Genomic DNA, 3,062 nt, shown 5'->3' on the forward strand with positions numbered 1-3,062 from the left:
TGCCCAACGTCGGCTACGCAACGATCCAGATCATCCCCTCCGTCCGCGGCATCGCCGACGAACTGCGCAGCCAGCTCGTCGGCCCGTCGGAGGACGCCGGCGCCGATGCTGGACAGGCCGCAGGCGGAACCCTCAAGGAGAAGCTCCTCATCGGCGCGGCCGCGGCCGGGGCCGCTGCTGGCGCGATCCTCGTCGCCGGCATCACCGAGGCGATCGAGCAGGCCGGCATCACCTCCACCCTGCAGGCACAGCTTGGCGCGACCGCCAAGGATGCCGGGAAGTACGGCGAGGTCGCCGGCAGCCTATACAGCAAGGGCCTGGTAGAGACCTTCCAGGAAGGCGCCGACGCCATCCGCGCAGTGGTCAACGCCGGCCTCGTGTCGCCGGATGCCACGAACGCTCAGCTGGAATCCCTCTCCGCCAAGATGTCCGACGTCGCGACGACGTTCGCGGTCGACATGTCGCTGCAGACGCAGGCCGTCGCGGCCATGTTCAAGAACGGGCTGGCGCCGTCAGCCGAGGACGCACTCGACCTGATCACGGTCGGCTTCCAGAAGCTGGGTCCGAACGCCGAAGACCTCCTGGAGACCTTCCAGGAGTACTCGATCCAGTTCAAGAAGCTGGGCATCGACGGCGAGGAAGCGCTCGGCCTGTTCCAGCAGGGCATCAAAGCGGGCGCCCGAGACACCGACATCATCGCGGACGCCTTCAAGGAATTCGGCATCCGCGCGATCGACATGAGTCAGTCGTCGCAGGACGCCTACAAGGCGCTCGAACTGGACGCCGAGAAGATGTCCCTGCAGATCGCCAAGGGCGGCGAGACCGCGGGTGAGGGACTGCAGATCGTTCTGGACAAGCTGCGCTCCATGAAGGACCCGGTCGAGCAGAATGCCGCCGCTGTCGGCCTGTTCGGGACGCAGGCCGAGGACCTCGGCAACGCCCTTTTCGCCCTTGACCCGAACGCTGCGATCGACGGGATGGGCCTGATCACGGGCGCCACCGCCAAGCTCGGGGAGACGATTCACTCGGGCCCGGTCCACGAATTCGAGGTCTTCTACCGGAGCCTCAAGCAGAACTTCGTGGACTTCCTCACGGGCGAAGCCCTGCCCGTCATTCTGCAAGTGGCGCACGGGCTCAACACGTATCTGCTGCCGCCGCTCACCACGCTCACCACAACGATCGTCGGCCCGCTCGTCTCCGCCTTCAAGCTCCTGCTGGGGGCCGGCCTGGCGGTGGTCGACTGGTTGCGCGAGTGGGGTGTGTGGCTGACTCCGGTCGCCATCCTCATTGGCGGTGTCACCATCGCTCTCAACGCGCAGGCCATTGCGACGGCCGCGGTTACCGCCGTGTTCTCCGTGTACCGAGCGGCGATCCTCCTCGGCACCGCGGTGACGCAGGGCTTTGCGGCAGCGCAGGCGGTCCTCAACGCAGTGATGGCGCTAAACCCGATCACCCTCATCGTGATCGCGCTCGTTGCCCTGGCGGCCGCCATCGTCATCGCCTACAAGCGCTCGGAGACTTTCCGCGCCATCGTCCAGGCAGCCTGGGCGGGCATCCAGACCGCGGTGAAGTACGCCTGGGAATCGATCATCAAGCCTGCCTTCGAGGGCTTCATGATCGGCCTCAAGGCGGTCGGTGCCGCAGCTCTCTGGCTGTGGGAGAACGCCCTCAAGCCCGCCCTCGGCTGGATCTGGGAGGCGATCAAGTTCGTCGCGACGGGGATCCTCGTCGTCTTCGTCGGCCCCACCATCGTCGCCATCAAGGTCCTCGGCGCCGTCTTCGGATGGCTGTGGGATGCGGCCATCAAGCCTGCCTTCGACGCCATCGCTACCGGAGCCCTGTGGCTGTGGACGAATGGCCTTAAGCCGGCGTTTGACCTCATCGTCGCCGGCATCCACCTGGTGGGCGCAGGAGCCATGTGGTTGTGGACCAACGCCATCAAGCCGGCCTGGGACGCGATCGCACTGGGCGCCATGTGGTTGTACAACAACGGCATCAAGCCGACGTTCACGAACATCGTCGCTGGCGTCCACCTCGTCGCCGACGCGGCGATGTGGCTCTGGCAGAACGCCATTAAGCCCGCCTGGGACGGCATCGGTACCGCCATCAAGTGGGTGTGGAGCAACGCGATCAAGCCTGCCTTCGACAGCGTCTCCAAGGGGATCGGCTACGTCCGTGATTCCTTCGAGACCGGGGTCAGCGGCATCGGCAAGATCTGGGACGGCCTGAAGGACATCACCCGCAAGCCCGTCCAGTTCATCATCGACACCGTCTACAACAACGGCATCCGCAAGGTCTGGAACATGATCGCCGAGTTCACCGGCTCCAAGACGCTGGGCGTGGCGACCTTCGCTACGGGCGGCTCGGTGTTCGGCGCTGGCACCGCGACCTCCGACTCCATCCCCGCGCTCCTCTCCAACGGCGAGCACGTGTGGACCGCGGCCGAGGTCCGCGGCGCAGGCGGCCACGCCGCGGTCGAAGCGCTCCGAGCGCAAGCCGCGCGAGGCGGCTCCGCCTTCGCCAGGGGTGGCGCTGTGGGAATCCCCCGGTACGCCGACGGCGGCGTCGTGGACTGGCTGTCCGGGAAGGCCCGCCAGATTGGCGGCGCCCTCATGGACGGCATCGAGTTCATGACCAGCCCGAGCAAGGCTTGGGACACGGCGACGAAGTTCATCCGCGACCAGATCGGCTCCAACCTCACGGGCTCGCAATGGGCGCAAGCCCTCAGTCAGTTCCCAATCAAGATGCTGCAGGCACTGAAGGACAAGGTCGTCGCGGCAGCCGAAGGTCTCATCGGAGGATCTGCAAGCGGCTCAGTCGCCGCAGCGATGGGCTTCGCCCGCTCGCAGGCCGGCAAGCCCTACCAGTGGGGCGGCGCGGGCGACCCGTCATGGGACTGCTCCGGCTTCATGTCCGGAATCCAGAAGGTCATCCAGGGCCTCGCCCCTGGCGGCCGCCTCTGGAGCACGTTCTCCTTCCAGGGGGACACGGCCCCGGCCGGCTGGAAGCGCAACCTGCAAAGCCCGTTCATGATCGGCATCACCAACGATGGCGTCGGCCAC

1 protein-coding gene is annotated in these 3,062 nt (G+C 66.6%); it reads left to right on the plus strand.

The genetic code is table 11. The features are described from left to right. Positions 1-3,062: phage tail tape measure protein (locus tag ABD191_RS28505; RefSeq protein ID WP_344088938.1), on the plus strand; the 3,062-nt coding region annotated here is incomplete at both ends.

The organism is Luedemannella helvata, assembly GCF_039528415.1.
Lineage (GTDB): Bacteria > Actinomycetota > Actinomycetes > Mycobacteriales > Micromonosporaceae > Luedemannella > Luedemannella helvata.